The organism is Actinomadura alba (assembly GCF_014323705.1).
GTDB classification, from domain to species: Bacteria; Actinomycetota; Actinomycetes; order Streptosporangiales; family Streptosporangiaceae; genus Actinomadura_C; species Actinomadura_C alba.
This window is the reverse complement of sequence record NZ_JABVEC010000018.1, coordinates 93607-110923: the sequence shown is the minus strand read 5'-3', so window position 1 is coordinate 110923 and position 17317 is coordinate 93607. Positions and strand designations below refer to the sequence as shown.

The window sequence follows — 17317 nt, the reverse complement described above, 5'->3', positions numbered from 1 at the left end:
TGATGCCGGCCGTGCGGAACGCGGTCGTGGTGGGCGCGGGCATCGGCGGTCTGACGGCGGCCATCGGGTTGTCCAGAGCCGGTGTCGACACCACGGTCCTCGAACGGCGCTCGACTCCCGACCGGCTGCTGACCGGCGGTGGATTCATGCTCTGGCACAACGCGCTGCTCGCCCTCCGCGAGCTCAAATTGGACGAGCAGGTCGCGGAGGCGGGGGTCGAGATCCTCTACCACGAGTTCCGGTCCGACCGGGACCGGCGGCTCGCCCGTTGGGACATCGCTCCGGAGGCGGCGCGGTACGGCGTGCCCGCGCTCGGTCTGCGCCGTTCCGCGCTCAACACCGTGCTGATGGACGCGGCGGGCGACTGCGTACGGCTGGGTGCCCGCTGCGTGGGCTTCGAGCAGGACGCGGACGGGGTGACCGCGCGGCTGGAAGACGGCGGCGAGGTACGTGCCGACGTTCTCATCGGAGCCGACGGCCTGCGTTCGACGGTCCGCGAGGCCATGCGCAAGGGACATGACCTCCCGCCGCGCTATGCGGGCTACACGGCCTGGCAGGCGATCACCCGCCTCCCGGGCGAGGACGCCGTCCCCACCGGGACCTTCTTCAATCTCTGGGGCAGGGGTGGGCTCCGCTTCCTCTACATGCGGTTGAACGACGACGAGGTCTACTGGGACGCCATCACCGCCGACAGTGTGGGCGGCTCGTTCGACATGCTGGCCAAGGGGCGGCGCGACGTGCTGGCTGAGGCGTACCGCGACTGGCCGGCCCCTGTCCCGCGCATCATCGAGACCACCGAAGAGGACGCGATCCTTCCCATCGACATCTTCGACCGCCCACCCGACCGCTGTGCCGGCTGGGGCGCCGGCCGCGTCGTTCTGCTGGGAGACGCCGCACATCCGATGACCCTCAACCTGAGCCAGGGCGCGGGCCAGGCCATCGAGGACGGGGTCGCCCTCACCAGGCTCCTCGCCGAGCATGACGATGTGTCGGCGGCGGTCTCCGCCTTCGAGGCGCTCCGGTACGAACGGGTCGCAGGCATGATCAGCACAGCCTGGTCGATCGGCGCGATGGGCCGCTGGCACAGTCGGTTCCGCTGTGCGGGGCGGGACCTGTTCATGCGCGCGTTCTTCGATTCCAAGGGGCGCCGTGAGAGCTACAAGCAGATGATGGACGTGCGGTTCTGATGGCCGTCGACATCCTCCTCGCGGCCTTCCTGTTGCTGTCGGGCGGGCTCGCGGGCGTTCTGTTCGCGGTCGAGGTGGCCATCGTGCCCACGGTCGGCGCTTTGCCGGGAGAAGGCTATGTCCAGGTGCACCGGCTTCTGGACCGGCGTTTCGACCCGCTGATGCCGAGGGTCAACAAGGTCGCCCTGGTGATCTGCGTTGGGGTCATCGTGCTGGCGGGGGACATGTGGCCGAGGGTCGCCCTGGCGCTGGCCGGGCTGTGCATCATCGGGGTCGCCGTGGTCTCCGAGGGCTGGAACGTACGGATCAATCGCGACATCGACGCCTGGGACCCGGCTGATCCACCGGCGGACTGGCCTCGCGTGCGGACCCGGTGGGCGGCGGCCAACCGGATCCGGGCGCTCTTGGCGGTGGCGGGCTTCGTGGCGGCGATCGTCGGTGCGGCGCTGGCCTGGGGGTGAGAAGCGTCCTGCCGGCGACATCACGGCAGGGCGCGGCTCATTCGGCGGCATAATAGCTATGGCGATAGTAGTTATGTAGATAATAGTCATGTTGTGCTCCCGGCCCCGATCTCAGGCTGATCAAGTACCTCTGGAGGTTCGCGATGACGAGGCTGATGGCGGTGCCGGCGGGACGCCGGGCCAAGTGGCTCGTCCTGGTGGCTTGGCTGGTGCTGCTCTTCGTGGCGGCACCCTTCGCCGGCAAGCTGTTCACGGCGGCTGACAACGACCGGCTCGAGTACCTGCCCAAGAGCGCGGAATCCACCGAAGTACTCAAGGTCCAGGAACAGTTCCCGCAGGGACAGGTCATCCCCGCCATGGTCGTCTACCAGAGGGACGGCGGACTGACAGTGGCCGACAAGCAACGAGTAGCCGCCGACCAGCAGAAACTCACGAGGGAATTCGCACCCAAGGCGAGAGCGCAGCCGCCGGTGGTCTCCACGGACGGCACGGCCCTGCTGTACACGGTCCCGCTCGTGGCGGCCGAGGGCGAGCAGGAGGGTGAGGTCATCCTTGACGCGGTCGACGGCATGCGCGACCGGCTGGGCGAGCCGGGCGCCGGTCTCGATGTCAAGGTCGCAGGCCCGGCCGGTCTCAGCGCCGATGAGTTCCTGATCTTCCGGGAGATGGAGTTCACCCTCGTGCTGATCCCGGTCGTGGTGGTGGCGATTCTCCTGTTGCTCATCTACCGCAGTCCAGTGTTGTTCCTGGTGCCGCTCTTCGCTGTCGCAGCGGCCAACCAGGTCGGCAGCGCGAGCGTGTACGGCCTGATCAAGGGACCGGGCATGGTCGTCAACTCCATGGCGACCGGTGTGCTGACCATCCTCATCTACGGCGCAGGGACCGACTACGCCCTGTTGCTGATCTCCCGGTACCGGGAGGAACTGGGCCGTCACGCCGACCGGCACGAGGCGATGGCGGAGGCGCTGCGCAGGTCCGGCGGCGCGATCCTCGCCTCGGCCGGCACGATCGCCCTCGCCCTGCTGTGCCTCGGCGTCGCGGACCTCAACTCCACGCGTTCGCTGGCCCCTATCGGGGTCCTGGCGGTCGGCTCCGCGGTGCTCGCCATGATGACCTTGCTGCCCGCGCTGCTGGTCATCTTCGGCCGGTGGGTCTTCTGGCCGCGGGTACCGCATGCCGGCCTGAGCCCGCATGCCTCCCGCCTGTGGGTGCGCGTCGGGAATCTCGTGACCGCACGGCCGCGGGTGGTCTGGGCGACGACCGCGGCGGTTCTGGCGGTGGGAATGCTCGGGCTGACCGCGTTCAACGTCCCGCAGCAGACGCGTTTCACCAGCCCTCCCGACTCGCTCAAGGGGCAGAACACCATTTCGGCCCATTTCGCCGCGGGCGCGAGCAACCCGGTGGACGTGATCGCGAATGCGACCCAGGCCGAGCAGGTCAAGGCCGCCGCGCGCTCAGCGGGCGTGGCCACGATCGAGGAGTCCGGCAGGTCCGGTGGGAAGGTCCAGCTCCAGGCCACGCTGGCGGCCGAGCCGGACACCGCGGCCGAGCGCGCCGCGGTTGAACGGCTGCGGGAAGGCCTGCACGCGGTGCCGGGCGCGGAGGCGAAGGTCGGTGGTTCCGCGGCGATCGAGCTCGACATGGTCGAGACGACCGTGCGGGACTCGTGGCTGGTGATCCCGCTGGTCCTGCTGGCCGTCCTGCTGGTGTTGTTCGCCCTCCTGCGTGCCCTGACGCTGTCGCTCCTCCTCATCGCCACCGTCGTGCTGTCGTTCGGCGCGGCGATGGGCATCTCCACGGTTCTGTTCGAGTACGTCTTCAACTGGACCGGGCAGGACGCACAGCTACCCCAGATCGCCTTCGTCTTCCTGGTGGCGCTCGGGGTGGACTACAACATCTTCCTCATGAGCCGCGTCCGTGAGGAGTCCATACGGCAGGGAACCCGGCAGGGCACCATCACGGGCCTGGTGTCGACCGGCGGTGTCATCACGTCGGCGGGTGTCGTCCTGGCGGCCACGTTCAGCGTGCTGATCACGCTCCCCGTGGTGGGTTTCGCCGAGCAGGGCGTCGTCATCGGCCTGGGCGTGCTGATCGACACCTTCATCGTGCGCTCGCTGCTGGTTCCCGCGCTCACCTACGACTTCGGTGACCGGATCTGGTGGCCGAGCCGCCTCGCCCGTCGACAGGTCGAGCGGCAACGAGAGCGCGAACGAGTGCTCGCGCCGGAACAGAAGGGATGAGCATCGATGGTGGAGCGACTGGCAGGCGGCATGGCGACCGGCGAGGCGACCGGCGAGGCGAACGGCCCTACCACCACCCTCCTTGGACGGCCGGCCGCCGGGTACCTCGACGAGGCCGCCGGTGCACTCGCCGTGGTCAAACGGGAGATCCTCCGCAGGCTCGAGCTCGCGCCCGGACAGCGGGTCCTCGACGTCGGGTGTGGCAACGGGACCGACCTGCTGGACATGGCCGCGCAGGTCGACCCGGGCGGTGAGGCGATCGGCGTGGACGTCAACCCGGAGGCGATCGAGGAAGCCACGGCCCGGTGCGAGGCCACCGGCGTTCCCGCGACGTTCACGACCGCCAGTGCGTACTCGCTGCCGTTCTCGGACGACCGATTCGACGCATGCAGATCAGAGCGAATGGTCCAGCACCTGGACGAACCGGTGCGGGCCGTAGCGGAGATGCTGCGGGTTGCCAGACCAGGCGGGCGGATTCTCGTGGCGGACCCGGATCACGGCATGTGGGCGCCCGACCTGGACGACCAGGAGGCGACGCGGGCCGTGCTCGCGTGGTGGTTCGACAACGTCCGCAATCCCTGGATCGGGCGCCGGCTCCCCGGCGTCCTGCGCGCCGCCGGCGTGCGGGAGGTGCAGGTCACCGTCGCGCCCGTAGTGCTGAACGGGCTGGCAGCCGCCGACGGGCTCACTGGACTGTTGAACGCGGTACGCCAGGCCGGTGAACGGGGTGTGATCGCGCCCGACCGGGCCCGGGTCCTGCAGGAGCAGATCACCGCCCGAGAAGCCGAGGGCGGGTTCCTGATGTACGGCACGATCGTCCTCGCGGAGGGGAGGAAAGCGCTCCCATGATTCAGCCTCCCCGCTACGCCGAGGCGATCGACGACGCGCTCGACCGGATGTGGGAGGTCGGGTTCGAGTTCGGGCCGGACTTCGCCGTACACGCGCCGATGGCCGCAGAGACCTTGATCACTCTGGGGCACCCCGACGTCGTGCCGTCCTGGCTCGAGCTCAACCGGCGGCAGCGTCGCTACACCGCGCCACCCGCCGCCGCCGAACCGATCCCGGACGACGATCCCGGGGCGCAGCGGCTCGCGCTGGGCGACTACCGGCGTGTCGCCGACTGGGTCGCCTTCTTCGACCGGCGGCTCGACACCGCTCCATGGCAGGAGGTGGTCGTCAGGTGGTGGCCGGTGCTCCTGGACGGCGCGTTCGCGGCCTTCACCCACGGACTCATCCGGACCGCGCACGCGGTGCGGATCCTGCGGACCACCCCCGAACCCAGCCCGCTCCAGCTGAACGAGCTCGCGCGCGGGCTGGCCTACTGGGCGGCTCGCCATACGCCGATCATGACCGGGGATGCCGACGAGAGGACGTCGGCTCCGGCAGAGCGGGACGTCCAGGTCGCTTTGAGTGACCTGACCGTGGCGAGCGCCGGGAAGTACGCGACGCTGGCGCCCCGGCCGCCCGTTCCGCTGGTGCACGCGATCACCGCTCCCGCGGCCATGCGCCTGGTGCTGCCCATCCTGCCCGGCGAGCTGCGGTTGCGGACCTGTGAGGTCGCCGAACGACTCGTGGAGATGGTCTGGAACAGGATCCCGGGATTCCCCAGCGGCCGGGGGCCGGCCCGCGAGCCCGGTTACCGGCCGCCTACGGGCGAACACCTCACCGAGGAGGCGGTGCAGATCGGGGACGAGCACGCCATCAAGCTCGCTGAGGCCTGCGTGCGAGAGTACGCGCTGCGTCCCGACGACCGATATCTCGCCGCGGCGCACACGCTGAACATCAGTTGCCGGTACGAAGGAGGACTGTGATGTCCGGCGATCTCGATATGACGATGATGCTCGTGACGCACAACGCGATGCGGCGCGACCTGCGCCATCTGGCCGACGCCGCCGAGAAACTGGAAGAGGGGGATGCGCGCGGTCGCGAGTCCGTGCGAGTGGGCTGGGAAACCTTCAAGGCGATGCTGCGTAGCCATCACGAGGGTGAGGACCGGCGTATGTGGCCGCGGATGCGGGCCGGTCTCCGTGGCCGCCCCGACGATCTGGCGGTCCTGGCCGCGATGGAGGAAGAGCACGAGCGGATCGAGCCGCTGATCCGGGCCGTGGACCAGGCGCTCGCGCGGCCGGACGGGGCCGGTGCCCTGCTGGCGGATGCGACCGACCGGTTCTGTGGCGAGCTGGGTGAGCACCTGACCCACGAGGAGTCGGCCGCTCTACCGCTGGTCGGGGTCGCGATGTCGGCCGGCGAGTGGGAGCGATGCCTCGCGGACATGCGCGGCGGAGGTTTGGCGGCCCTACGTTCCGCTCCGGAGTTCTTCCCGTGGCTGATCGGGGAGGCGGACCCGGCGGACCGGGCGGCCGTGCTCGGCCGGGTGCCTCCTCCGGTGCGCCTGCTTTTCCAAAAGGTGTGGCTGCCCCGCTATGCGAGGCAGCCACGGTGGTTGTGAGATGACCGTCCAAGGTCACTGTCCGCCAGGAGGTCCAGGAGGTCCAGGAGGACCGCCCGGACCGCCCGGACCCGGAATGACACCGAGTTGCCGCATCATGCCGAGGTCGTCCCGCAGCGCCCAGTGTTCGGCGATCTTGTCGTCGGCGAACCGGACCAGGTGCATCTGCGGGACCTCGACGCTCTTGCCGGTGCCCGGTAGACCCGACCCGGGGAGTGGCCCCGCATGCGTTCCCTTCATCACCATCCGGAGGGCCACGGTGTCGCCCTCGGCCACGACCTGTTCGATCTCGTACTCGAGATCGGGGAAGGCGGTGCGTGCGGCCTTCGCCGCGTTCAGTACGCGTTGCGGGCCGCGCTCGGGCGCTCCACTGTGGTCGGTGTAGTCGGCCGTGTAAGTTTCATTCGCCAGCTCGGCTCCGGCCTTTCCTCGGAGAATATCCAAAGACCGTAGCAGGATTGCCTTATTCCTTTCTTGTTGGCTCTCTTCGGGCATCATTATTCCCTTCTGAAGAGTTGATGATCTGCATCTTATTGGGACGGTACCCAGTTCCATAAATGTTGTCAAGGTGCCATCTTGTCGTCTTTTCCTCTCGCTTAGCCGCCAATTTATCGACGTGCCGCACACTGGTCAGGTGGCTCGTGTTCGAACCGGGCGGGCCGGAGAGGACCGATGATGGGCAAGTGGACCGCGGCCGATATCCCTGATCTTTCCGGAAAGTCGGCGATAGTCACCGGCGCCAACGCCGGCCTGGGCTTCTACACCGGACTGGAACTCGCCCGCCACGGCGCGGAAGTGACCTTGGCCTGCCGGAACCGCGAGCGCGGTGAGCGCGCGCGAGCCGAGTTGCGCAGGCGGGTGCCGGCGGGTGATCTCGCGTTGCGCATTCTGGATGTGGCGAACCTGGATTCCGTACGGGCGTTCGCCGACGAGTATCTCTCCGATCACCCTGGGCTCGACATTCTCGTCAACAACGCAGGGGTGATGGCCACCCCGTACACGCTGACGCCGGACGGGTTCGAGCTCCAGTTCGCGACCAACTATCTGGGGCATTTCGCGCTGACCGGGCTGTTGTTGCCCGCGCTCCTGGCCCGGCCGGGCGCTCGGGTCGTCAACCTCACGACCTTCGGGGTGAACTACTGGGGGAAGATCGATTTCAACAACCTCCAGGGTGAGCGGAAGTACAACAAGTCCGCGGCCTATACGCAGGCCAAGATGGCCAACCTGGTGTTCGCCAAGGAACTTTCCCGGCGCTATGCCGAACGCGGGCTGATCGGCGTGGCGGCACACCCCGGATACGCGGTGACCGACGTGCTCTACGTGGGCCCGCGGATGACCAACAACAAGATCCAGGAGTTCTGGTACCGCCTCACCACCGCGATTGTCGCCAAGCCCACCGCACAGGGCGCGTGGCCCTCCCTGTACGCCGCCTGTGCGCCCGGGGTCGAGCCCGGCGAAAGCTATGCGCCGCAGGGGCCCGGACAGATCCGGGGCCGTACCGGAAAGGTGAAGACCCCCGCGCGAGCTGAGGATCCCGTGCTGGGCCTGCGTCTGTGGGACGTCTCAGAGGACCTCACCGGCGTGTCGTACGAACTGACCGTTCCCAAGACGAAAGGACCCTGAGGATGGGAGAACACGCACCGGCAGAGGCGCAGCCACGGGTCTTTCACGGCCAGGTGGCGCTCGTCACCGGAGCCAGCAGCGGGATAGGTGCCGCCACGGCCCGGACACTCGCCGCCCGGGGGGCCGTGGTCGCGGTGAATTACCACCGCGGCGAGACCATGGCGAAAGAGGTCGTCGAGTCGATCGAGACCGCGGGCGGCCGCGCGCTGGCGCTCCAGGCCGACGTGACCGACCGTGACCAGGTCAAGGATCTGGTGGAACGCGCCCAGACCGAGCTTGGACCTGTCGAGATCCTGGTGACCAACGCGACCGGCCTGTACGGATTCGACGTGAAGGTCGCCCCGTTCATCGGCACCTCTGTGGAGTACACCGAGTGGATCGTGCAGCGGCAGCTGCGGGCGGTGCTGAACCCCATCGACCTCATCCTGCCGGGAATGATCGACCGCGGGCACGGCTCCATTGTCGCTGTCGGCGCGGCGTTGTCGCGTACGCCCGCGCCCGGGTTCCTGCCGCTGAGCATGGCGAAGGCGTCCGTCGAGGCCGCGGTCAAGGTGCTCGCCCAGGAGGCCGGCCCCTATGGGGTCCGCGTCAACGGGGTGGGGCCGGGGCTGATCATCACTCGGGTCGCCGAGGGGCTCCCCGAGCAGGTCCTGCGCGCCAACGCCCAGCGCGCCTCAGTGCGGCGCAACGGCCTGCCGCAGGACGTGGCCGAGGTGATCGCCTTCCTGGCGGCCGACCCGGCCGGTTACCTCACCGGAAGCTATCTCCTTATCGACGGCGGTACCGCGTTGGTGTGACGGGCCCGATTCGAGGTGAAGCACCCGACCTGCGAAAAAGAGCGAGGCTGATGCACGTGAAGGAAACCAACTGCGACGTCCTGATCATCGGGTCGGGAATCGCCGGCTCCATGCTCGGCGCCATCCTTGCCGGGAACGGCGCCAAGGTCATCCTGGTCGACGGGGTGACACACCCCCGGTTCGCGGTGGGGGAGTCGACGATCCCGCACTTCCTCGTCCGGCTGAACATGCTGGCGGCGCGTTACCGCATCCCGGAGATCACGACGCTGGAGAGCATCCACGCGGTCGACAAGAAGATCGGCAGCACGTTCGGCATCAAGCGGCACTTCGCCTTCGTGTCGCACCGGCCGGGGGAGGAGCCCGATCCCGGAGAGACCATCCTGGCCGGAGTGCCCAGGGCGTTGTACAAGGCCACCCACATCTTCCGCCAGGACAGCGACGCCTACATGTTCCACGTCGCGATCAAGTACGGCTGTGATCCGCGCCAGAACTGGCGGGTCGCCGACGTCGACTTCGCGGCAGACGCCGTGACGGTGACCGGACAGAACGGTGAGCGCATCCGAGCGCGCTACCTGGTGGACGGGAGCGGTTTCCGCTCACCGGTCGCCGACGCGCTCGACCTGCGCGAGGACCCCTGCCGCTTCAAGACCGACACCCGGTCCATCTTCACTCACATGGTGGACATGCCGCCCTTCGACGACATGGTGGACTGGCCGAAGGAGCAGCGCCCGCCGCTGCGCTGGCATGACGGCACCCTTCACCACACCTTCGACCGGGGGTTCTTCTGGATCATCCCGTTCGACAACCACAAGAAGTCGACCAACCCGCTCTGCAGCGTGGGCCTGGTCCTCGACAACCGTGTCCACCCCAAGCCGGACGACATGACAGCGGAGGAGGAGTTCTTCTCCTATGTCAACAGGTTTCCGGCCGTGGCACGGCATTTCCGGGGTGCGCGCCGCGTCCGGGAATGGGTGTCGACCGGCCGATTGCAATATTCCGCCAAGAAGACCGTCGGGCACCGCTGGTGCATGATGTCGCACGCCGCCGGGTTCATCGATCCGCTCTTCTCGCGGGGGATGTCCAACACGGTGGAGGTCATCGACGCGGTGGCATGGCGGATCCTGGAGTCGCTGGAGGACGACGACTTCTCCGAGGAGAGGTACGAGTTCGTCGAGCGGCTTCAGCAGGGCCTGCTCGACTACAACGACGATCTATGCAACGTCGCATTCATCTCCTTCCCGCATTTTCCCCTGTGGGACGCGATCTTCCGCATCTGGGGCTTCAGCTCGAACTACGGCGCGATGCGGCTGAGCCGGGCCCAGCTCCAGTACAAGCTCAGCGGTGACGACGCCGTTTACAAGGCCCTGGAGGATGCCCCGAACGCCGGTTTCTGGTGGCCGGACGAGCCCGAGACCAAGGCCATGTGGGACACCATGGTCGAGACGGTCGAGAAGTTCGATGTAGGCGAGATCTCGGCCGACGCCGCCGCCCGCTCGATCCTCCGGATGGTGATGGAGTCCGAGCTGCCCCCCGCCGCATTCGGTTACAAGGACCCTGACAACCACAACCTGCACCCGACGACGGTGGATCTCGCCAAGTTCCTGTTCTGGGCCATCCGGAGCGGTCCGCCCAGTGCGAAAGAACTCGCCTCCGGCACCCTTCAGGCCATCGGCCGGGCGGCGCTGCGGCGCAAGAAGATCGCCTGAGTCGCGGACGACGCCACAGAGCCGGCCGTTCCCTTGGGGACGGCCGGCTCTCCGGCTCTCGGCGGTGGTGTTGATCAGCCGTTCTCGCACTGCTTCTTGAGAGCCTCGTTGAGGTTGTGGAAGTCTCGCTCGGTCTTGGCCAGAAGCCCGCCGATGATCGGGACCAATACGCCGGAGAACTGCTCTGAATGGACTAGGCGGGTCCCGCCGTCGGTGGCGGAAAGTCGGAATTCGTGGCGGCCTGCGACCAATCCTGGAATGGGAATGAGACGCGCCGACCAGCGCAACACCTGGTTTGGGACGGCCGCGAGCAGCGTCGCTTTGTTGGTCGCGCTCCACCCGGCCGAGGAGCGGATCTTCAGGATGACCTTGGCGCCCGGCGTGGGCGTTCCGGTCACCCGCACGATGAAGGGGTTCCACTCGGGATACGAGCCGAAGTCGGTGAGCACCTCCCACACCCGGTCCGGGGTCGCCTCGATGTCGATGGCGGTTTCGACCTCTCGCGTCAGCATGGAGCTCCCTCTCGCTCGGTGCCGTTTGCGAGAACGGTCTCCCTAACGGCTTGAGGCCGGCTGGAAGTCTGCTGGTGAGACGGTACGGATAAAGCACCGGCAAGGCGGCAGAAAAATGGCCTTAAGGGGTTCTGATATTGACATCTTGAGTGGGTCGTACGATCCTTATTTAAACAATTCATGGAATGGATGGTGGGTCGATGACGCACACCCCAGGAAGAATCGTCTCGCGTGACGCGGTGGCACCGGTCCACTGGATGGGTGAGGAGGGCCGGTTCCTGCTGCGCAGCGAGGACACCGGCGGCCTTTACACCTTCTTCGAGGTGACCACCTCCCCGGGAGGCGGCCCGCCGCTGCACATCCATGAGGACGCGGACGAGGCGTTCTATGTCATCGCGGGACGCTACGCGATCCATCTCGGTGATGAGGAGCACGAGGCGCCGGCAGGCTGTCTCGTGTACGGACCGCGCGGCGTGCCCCACAAGTTCCGCAACATCTCCGGCGGCCCGAGCAAGTTGCTGGTGATAGCGACCCCGGGTGGGGTGGAAGGCTTCTTCGAGGGGCTCAGCGGACTCATGGCGGCCGGCGCGCCGCCCGCTGCATCCGACATGATCGAGTTGGCCGCCGCGTTCCGCGTCCAGGGACTCGAACCGGTCGGGCCACCGCCGGGTGTTCCCGGACGGCCGCCGGGGACGTCCGGCCGTGGCGTCCGGTGAGCGGGTGAGCCCCGAGGAGCGGAACAAGGCGCTGGCTCGGCGCTGGCTCGACGAAGGCTGGTGCCGGGGCGAGCTGGATCTGGCGTACCAGATCTTCGCATCGGGTTTCGTGATGCGGGGGCGGCGCGTCGGGCCCGAGGGGCCCAGGCAGAGCGCACGGCTGATCCGTGCCGCCTTCGGCGAGTTGTCGGTCGAAGTCGGCCTCCAGGTCGCCCAAGGCGATCAGGTCGCCACTCACTACACCGCCCGGGGGCGGCATGTGGCCGAGTACCGCGGCATCCCTCCGACCGGGCGCTCGGCGGTCGCCTCCGGCATCCAGATCTGGACCGTGCGCGGCGGGCTTGTCGTCGCGGATCTGAACGTCTTCGACGAGTGGGGCCTGGTCTCCCAGCTCCGCTGATCCTCAAACGGCCCGAGCCGGCTCCGCGGAAGCGAAGCCGGCTCGGGCCGTCGTGCGGGCGGTCGCGATCACATGGGCTTGCGGCCGATGACGACCGTGTGCCCGTCGTAGTCCTTAAGCGGAACGGCCACGATGTCCACGAAGCCCGCTTCCCGCATCCACTCCCGGCACTCGGACCCGAGATAGCCGGAGCCACCGACGCTGAGCGTCATGGCCAAGCTGAGCAACAACGGGTTCAGCCTGCTCCGCTCCTCGTCCATCATCAGGTCGTAGACCATGAAGGCGCCACCGGGCCGCACGGCGTCGAACGCCTTGCTGATCACGGTCCTGCGCTGCTCGGCGGTCCAGTTGTGCAGCGCGTGGCCGCACAGCAGCGCCTCGCCCTCGGGCAACGGGTCGTCGAACCAGTCCCCGCCCTGGTAGCGCGCGCGATCCTGGACCCCGAGCCGAGCCATGTGCTCGGCGAAGAGTGGTTCGAGCGGCGGCATGTCGAAGACCGTGCCGGTCAGGTGCGGGTGGGCCTGGAGCAGGATGCCCGCGACGTTGCCGCGGGCCCCGCCCAGGTCCACGATCTTCGTCCACCGGCTCCAGTCGATCTGTCGGCTGAGCTCCCAGGCGATCTCGCTGCTGAGCGCGTCCTGTGCCTCGATGAACATGCGCTGCAGGTTCGGGTCCGCGTAGGTCTGCTCAAAGAACTCCGCGCCTTCGCCCTCCGGTGCGTCCTGCTGCGGCGGGTGGGGGATCTGCGGCTTGCCGGTGCGCAGCACCTCGCTGAGCCCCTCCCAGGTCGGCCGCATGAACCGATCGACGAACCCGAGGTAGGTGCCCATGTAGTAGCGCTTGTCGGGGACGAGATAGTAGTCGGCCTCCGCGCTGTTGCGGTATCGGTCGCCGTCCCGTTCGAGCAGGTCCATCGCGACGAGCGCGTCGAGGAAGACGGGGAAGGCGGATGACTGCACGCCGAGCTTGTCGGCGAGCTCCCCGGCCGTCGCCGGGCCCTCGCCCAGCTGGGCGAACACGCCCAGGTCGGAGGCGCTGAGGATCACCTTCGAGTGCCAGAACGCGGTGCTCAGACGGTAGATCTTCGCAGGGGGAAATGGCGGAGCGTGGGTGGGTGTGGTCATGGGACATCTCCTTACCTCGGTTTGGCCGGGACGACGTACGGATGTCGGGGCCCGCTACTCGCGCCAGGCGGTCCACCACTCGAGTTCGGTGTTCAGGGAGCGGTAGCCGCCGGCGTAGAAGACCAGCGGCTGGGTCTGGTCGTCAGGGTCGAACTCGAGGGCGGCGACACGGCCGATGATGACGTCGTGATCGCCCGCGGGGATCCGCTGAGGCTCGTCACATTCGAACGCCGCCAGCGCGTGGCGCAGCAGCGGAACGCCGGTGCGCCCGGGCCTGGGCTCGCCCTCGGCGAACCGGTCGAATCCTGGGCGGGCGAAACGCCAGGAGACGGCGGTCTGATTCTCCCGCAGGATGCTCACGCCGAAGGCATGGGCCGACGCGAAGGTCGGGTACAGGCAGGACCGGTGGCCGACGCAGAACAGCACCAGGGGCGGATCGAGCGAGACCGAGGTGAAGGAGTTCACGGTCATCCCGACGGGCGTGCCTTCCGGGCTCATCGCTGTCACCACGGCGATTCCGGTGGCGAACCTGCCGAGCGCCGACCTGAGGAGACGCGCCTCGGCCGGGTCCATCGTTCGCGTTTCAGGGCTTCGCATGGCCTCCCCGTTCCCGGCATCGTTTCCGGGTGTCCTCAGCAGTCTCCGGCGGACTGCTCGAGAACCACTCGGGGGCGGCTGTGGACGGAGCCACGGCCTCGACCGCCCGGTGGGCGGCACTTCCAGCGCTCATGCAGCGCGGGTCAAGCGGCAGGCCTCAGCCTGGGGCGGTGATCTCACCGGTACCGAGAGACGGGCCGGTTCCCTGGGAGGAGCGCACATGCACCGAACTCTGATCGTGGCCAGGATGGCGCCGGATCAGGCGGACTCGGTGGCGAGCCTGTTCGCCGAGTCCGACTCCACCGAGTTGCCCCACCTGATCGGTGTCGCCAGGCGAACCCTCTTCCGCTTCCACGACCTCTACTTCCACCTGGTCGAGGCGGACGGCGACATCACCCCGAACCTCTACGAGGCGCGGCACAACCCGCTGTACACCGACCTCAGCGAGCGGCTCACCGCACACGTCCGGCCCTACGACCCGAATTGGAAAGAGCCCAAGGACGCCATGGCTGAGCCCTTCTACACCTGGACTTCGAGCTGACGTCCATGCCCTCTGCCCAAGGAGGAATTCCCGTGTCCACACCACGAACCCAGAAGTTCACGGCGCAGGACGTCGCGCCCAACCGTCGCCGGGGCGGGGACATCCGTGTCCTGCTGAGCCCCAAGACCGTGAAGTCCACCTCCGGGTTCATGGGCGTGTTGACGCTCGAACCGGGTGAGTACGTTTCTGAGCACCGGCACCCGTACTCCGAGGAGTTCCTTTACGTGGTCCGCGGTTCGATGCTCCTGACGGTCGAAGACGAGCCTGTCCGGCTCGGTGCGGGCGACTCCGTCATGGTGGCGATCGACGACCGGCACCGGCTGGAGAACGACGGGGCGGAACCGGCCTTCGTGGTCTTCCACCTCAGTCCACTGGCGCCCCGGCCCGAGCTCGGCCATGTCGACACCGAGCCCCTGCCGGCCCCCGACCAGGTCGTCCCGGAGGTCGGGTGACGATGAAGAGCGGACGCAGTGTCGCGATCACGGGCATCGGTGTCGTGGCGCCCGGCGGCGCCGGCACCAAGGCGTTCTGGGAGATGCTCACCGCGGGCCGGACCGCGACGCGCACCATCTCGTTGTTCGACCCGACCGGTTTCCGGTCGCGGATCGCCGCCGAGTGCGACTTCGACCCCGCGGCCGGCGGCCTGTCGCCGCAGGAGGTCCGCCGGATGGACCGTGCCGCCCAGCTCGCCGTCGTCGCGGCCGACGAAGCCATCGGCGACAGCGGCCTGGAGCGCGGCGCGCTGCGGCCGGATCGGATCGGGGTGAGCCTGGGCAGCGCGGTCGGTTGCACGATGGGCCTCGAGGAGGAATACATCGTTCTCAGCGACGGCGGCCGCCAATGGCTGGTCGACCACAACTACGGGGTTCCCCAGCTGTACGGCTACATGGTGCCCAGCACCTTGGCGGTGGAGGTGGCTTGGCGGGCCGGGGCAGAGGGGCCGGTGGCGTTGATCTCGACCGGCTGCACCTCCGGGCTCGACGCCGTCGCGCACGGCGCCCAGCTGATCGCCGCGGGGAACGCCGACGTCGTGATCGCCGGGGCAACGGACGCGCCGATCTCGCCGATCACCTCGGCCTGTTTCGACGCCATCAAGGCGACCTCGCCCAACAACGACGATCCCGCGCACGCCTCGCGGCCGTTCGACCGCGGCCGGGACGGGTTCGTACTGGGCGAGGGGGCGGCGGTCTTCGTCCTGGAGGGGCTGGGGGCGGCGCGTCGCCGGGACGCCCATGTCTATGCCGAGGTCGCCGGATTCGCCAGCCGGAGCAACGCGTACCACATGACCGGCCTCAAGCCGGACGGCCGGGAGATGGCCGAGGCCATCACGGTGGCCATGCGCGGAGCCGGCATCGGACCCGATGCCATCGACTACATCAACGCCCACGGGTCGGGGACCAAACAGAACGACCGGCATGAGACAGCGGCGTTCAAACGAAGCCTGGGCCAGAGGGCGTACGAGGTGCCGGTCAGCTCCATCAAGTCGATGGTCGGGCACTCGCTGGGCGCGATCGGGTCGATCGAGGTGGCGGCCAGCGCGCTGGCGATCGAGCACAACGTGGTGCCGCCCACGGCGAATCTGCACACCGCCGATCCCGAGTGCGACCTCGACTACGTCCCGCGGACCGCGCGCGACCACCGTACGGACGTGGTGCTGAGCGTGGGCAGCGGCTTCGGCGGATTTCAGACCGCGATGTTGCTCGCCCGGCCGGGCGAGGTCTCATGAGCGGGGCCGTGGTCACCGGCCTCGGCGCCGTCACACCGCATGGCCTCGGCATTGAGGCGTACTGGCGGGCGACCCTCGCCGGACGTCGCGCTCTCCGCCCGATCACGCGCTTTGATCCGGCGTCCTACCCGGTCCGCCTGGCGGGAGAGGTTCCGGGCTTCAGCGCCGCCGATCACGTGCCGAGCCGCATCATCCCGCAGACCGACCGATGGACCCACCTCGGCTTGGCCGCCGCGGGGATGGCCCTCGACGACGCCGAGATCGTGCCTGCGGCGCTGCCCGAGTACGAGCTCGCGGTGGTCACCGCCAGCTCGTCCGGCGGCACGGAATTCGGGCAGCGGGAGATGGTCAACCTCTGGGGGCGGGGGCCGGAGTTCGTCGGGGCCTACCAGTCGATCGCGTGGTTCTATGCGGCGACGACCGGCCAGATCTCCATCCGGCACGGCCTTCGCGGCCCGTGCGGTGTGATCGCGACTGAGCAGGCGGGCGGCCTGGACGTGCTGGCGCAGGCGCGGCGGCTCTTGGGCGAGGGCACCCGGATGGTGGTGAGCGGCGGCACTGACGCCTCGTTGTGCCCGTATGGACTGGTCGCCCAGCTGGCCTCCGGGCGGCTGAGTCTCCGCGCCGACCCGGAGCGGGCGTATGTGCCGTTCGACGTGGAGGCCTGTGGCTATGTACCAGGAGAAGGCGGAGCGCTGCTGATCGTCGAGGCTGCGGACTCCGCGCGGCGTCGGGGCGCTCCCCGGATCTACGGCGAGATCGCCGGACACGGCGCCACGTTCGACCCGGCGCCGGGCGCGGATCGCCCGCCAGGACTCCGGCGGGCCATCGAGAACGCGCTCGACGACGCCGATCTCGCGCCCGGGGAGGTGGACGTGGTCTTCGCCGACGCGGCGGGCGTACCGGAGCTGGACCGGGTCGAGGCCGATGCCCTGGCGGCGGTTTTCGGGCCGCGCGGAGTGCCGGTCTCCGCCCCCAAGACCATGACCGGGCGCCTGTACGCCGGAGGGGCCGCGCTCGACACCGCGGCAGCTCTGCTGTCGATCCGCGATGGGGTGATCCCGCCGACCGTGGGCGTCCGCACCGTCGCGTTCGACGAGGTCGATCTGGTGCTCGACGAGCCCCGCTCGGCGACGGTGCGTCATGCGCTCGTCGTCGCCCGGGGCTTCGGCGGCTTCAATTCGGCGCTGGTGGTTCGGCGGGAGACCTCGGGAACGCGCCTCTGACAGGCCCGGGTC

At 68.6% G+C, this 17317-nt stretch carries 19 protein-coding genes; 15 read left to right on the top strand and 4 right to left on the bottom strand.

Going from position 1 to position 17317, the window contains the following annotated elements; all coding sequences use genetic code 11:
- The first annotated feature begins 2 nt into the window (after positions 1 to 2).
- From HKK74_RS23150 to HKK74_RS23125, 6 genes are all read left to right on the top strand, one after another.
- A complete protein-coding gene (locus tag HKK74_RS23150; RefSeq protein ID WP_187245381.1) occupies positions 3 to 1187 on the top strand; it encodes an FAD-dependent oxidoreductase in 1185 nt (394 codons plus the stop codon).
- Positions 1187 to 1648, top strand: coding sequence for an anthrone oxygenase family protein (locus HKK74_RS23145; protein WP_187245380.1), 462 nt, complete (start codon positions 1187 to 1189; stop codon positions 1646 to 1648). Before HKK74_RS23150 ends, HKK74_RS23145 begins: the two co-directional genes overlap by 1 nt.
- 143 nt (positions 1649 to 1791) lie before the next feature.
- On the top strand, positions 1792 to 3888 hold the full coding sequence (locus HKK74_RS23140; protein ID WP_187245379.1) for an MMPL family transporter: 2097 nt from the start codon (positions 1792 to 1794) through the stop codon (positions 3886 to 3888).
- Between the two features lie 6 nt (positions 3889 to 3894).
- Positions 3895 to 4737, top strand: a complete 843-nt coding sequence (locus HKK74_RS23135; RefSeq protein WP_187245378.1) for a methyltransferase domain-containing protein — start codon at positions 3895 to 3897, stop codon at positions 4735 to 4737.
- Positions 4734 to 5699, top strand: coding sequence for a hypothetical protein (locus HKK74_RS23130; protein ID WP_222722626.1), 966 nt, complete (start codon positions 4734 to 4736; stop codon positions 5697 to 5699). The genes HKK74_RS23135 and HKK74_RS23130 overlap by 4 nt, the downstream gene beginning before the upstream one ends.
- Positions 5699 to 6337: a hemerythrin domain-containing protein gene (locus HKK74_RS23125; RefSeq protein ID WP_187245377.1), complete on the top strand. Its 639-nt coding sequence runs from the start codon at positions 5699 to 5701 to the stop codon at positions 6335 to 6337. Before HKK74_RS23130 ends, HKK74_RS23125 begins: the two co-directional genes overlap by 1 nt.
- A gap of 15 nt (positions 6338 to 6352) precedes the next feature.
- Here HKK74_RS23125 and HKK74_RS23120 read toward each other — a convergent pair whose 3' ends face one another.
- Positions 6353 to 6781, bottom strand: a complete 429-nt coding sequence (locus HKK74_RS23120) for an ester cyclase (protein WP_187245376.1) — start codon at positions 6779 to 6781, stop codon at positions 6353 to 6355.
- Between the two features lie 231 nt (positions 6782 to 7012).
- Between HKK74_RS23120 and HKK74_RS23115 the strand changes: the two genes are divergently transcribed.
- From HKK74_RS23115 to HKK74_RS23105, 3 genes are read left to right on the top strand one after another with little or no spacing between them, the layout of a single operon-like run.
- The gene (locus tag HKK74_RS23115) at positions 7013 to 7960 is read left to right on the top strand and encodes an oxidoreductase (RefSeq protein WP_187245483.1); all 948 of its coding nucleotides are present in this window, start codon (positions 7013 to 7015) and stop codon (positions 7958 to 7960) included.
- 2 nt (positions 7961 to 7962) lie between these two features.
- Positions 7963 to 8757: an SDR family NAD(P)-dependent oxidoreductase gene (locus HKK74_RS23110; protein WP_187245375.1), complete on the top strand. Its 795-nt coding sequence runs from the start codon at positions 7963 to 7965 to the stop codon at positions 8755 to 8757.
- Positions 8758 to 8807: 50 nt separating this feature from the next.
- Positions 8808 to 10463 (top strand): NAD(P)/FAD-dependent oxidoreductase, encoded by a 1656-nt coding sequence (locus tag HKK74_RS23105; protein ID WP_187245374.1) that lies wholly within the window; start codon positions 8808 to 8810, stop codon positions 10461 to 10463.
- A gap of 74 nt (positions 10464 to 10537) precedes the next feature.
- Here the strand turns inward: HKK74_RS23105 and HKK74_RS23100 are convergent, their stop codons facing one another.
- Positions 10538 to 10975 carry an SRPBCC domain-containing protein gene (locus tag HKK74_RS23100; RefSeq protein WP_187245373.1) on the bottom strand — a complete coding sequence of 146 codons (438 nt, stop codon included), beginning with the start codon at positions 10973 to 10975 and terminating at the stop codon, positions 10538 to 10540.
- A gap of 200 nt (positions 10976 to 11175) precedes the next feature.
- Here HKK74_RS23100 and HKK74_RS23095 point away from each other — a divergent pair, with 200 nt between their 5' ends.
- Positions 11176 to 11691, top strand: a complete 516-nt coding sequence (locus HKK74_RS23095) for a cupin domain-containing protein (protein WP_187245372.1) — start codon at positions 11176 to 11178, stop codon at positions 11689 to 11691.
- Positions 11678 to 12091 (top strand): ester cyclase, encoded by a 414-nt coding sequence (locus HKK74_RS23090; protein WP_187245371.1) that lies wholly within the window; start codon positions 11678 to 11680, stop codon positions 12089 to 12091. The genes HKK74_RS23095 and HKK74_RS23090 overlap by 14 nt, the downstream gene beginning before the upstream one ends.
- A 68-nt stretch (positions 12092 to 12159) precedes the next feature.
- On the opposite strand, the gene HKK74_RS23085 is transcribed toward HKK74_RS23090, so the two are convergent.
- Together HKK74_RS23085 and HKK74_RS23080 are read right to left on the bottom strand one after the other, a co-directional pair.
- On the bottom strand, positions 12160 to 13215 hold the full coding sequence (locus HKK74_RS23085; protein ID WP_187245370.1) for a methyltransferase: 1056 nt from the start codon (positions 13213 to 13215) through the stop codon (positions 12160 to 12162).
- A 54-nt stretch (positions 13216 to 13269) separates the two neighbouring features.
- A complete protein-coding gene (locus tag HKK74_RS23080) occupies positions 13270 to 13812 on the bottom strand; it encodes a flavin reductase family protein (RefSeq protein ID WP_187245369.1) in 543 nt (180 codons plus the stop codon).
- A gap of 220 nt (positions 13813 to 14032) precedes the next feature.
- Here HKK74_RS23080 and HKK74_RS23075 point away from each other — a divergent pair, with 220 nt between their 5' ends.
- From HKK74_RS23075 to HKK74_RS23060, 4 genes are read left to right on the top strand one after another with little or no spacing between them, the layout of a single operon-like run.
- Positions 14033 to 14353 carry a TcmI family type II polyketide cyclase gene (locus HKK74_RS23075; protein WP_187245368.1) on the top strand — a complete coding sequence of 107 codons (321 nt, stop codon included), beginning with the start codon at positions 14033 to 14035 and terminating at the stop codon, positions 14351 to 14353.
- Positions 14354 to 14385: 32 nt separating this feature from the next.
- A complete protein-coding gene (locus HKK74_RS23070; RefSeq protein ID WP_312881688.1) occupies positions 14386 to 14805 on the top strand; it encodes a cupin domain-containing protein in 420 nt (139 codons plus the stop codon).
- 2 nt (positions 14806 to 14807) lie between these two features.
- Positions 14808 to 16079: a beta-ketoacyl-[acyl-carrier-protein] synthase family protein gene (locus tag HKK74_RS23065; RefSeq protein WP_187245481.1), complete on the top strand. Its 1272-nt coding sequence runs from the start codon at positions 14808 to 14810 to the stop codon at positions 16077 to 16079.
- Positions 16076 to 17305, top strand: coding sequence for a ketosynthase chain-length factor (locus HKK74_RS23060; RefSeq protein ID WP_187245366.1), 1230 nt, complete (start codon positions 16076 to 16078; stop codon positions 17303 to 17305). The genes HKK74_RS23065 and HKK74_RS23060 overlap by 4 nt, the downstream gene beginning before the upstream one ends.
- Positions 17306 to 17317 lie beyond the last annotated feature (12 nt).